The following is a 252-nucleotide window of genomic DNA, read 5'->3' on the forward strand; positions in this document are numbered from 1 at the left end:
TAGTAGAAAGGATACTCTTGAAAAAGTGAAAATTGCTATAGACTTTGAGGGTCTCCTGCCTGTTGACGTTTGTGGTAGGAGTGGAGGCATAGCTCTCCTCTGGAAAGTTCAAGATGAAGTTCAATTGCTAGGCTATTCCAACAACTATATTGATGACAAAATCCAAGATGATACTAAGGGAGTTTGGCGTTTCACTGGATACATTGGAGAGCCTAATAGAAGTCACTGTCATAAGACTTGGACCTTGCTGAA

Annotated in this window: 1 protein-coding gene; it reads left to right on the forward strand. The window is 40.9% G+C overall.

All coding sequences use genetic code 11. From position 1 onward, the window contains the following. A partial coding sequence (locus KVT31_RS29775; protein WP_217613750.1) for a hypothetical protein occupies positions 1 to 252 on the forward strand: 252 nt, incomplete at both ends.

It is taken from the genome of Bacillus sp. GbtcB14, from assembly GCF_019091205.1.
Classification (GTDB): Bacteria; Bacillota; Bacilli; order Bacillales; family Bacillaceae_G; genus Bacillus_A; species Bacillus_A cereus_AG.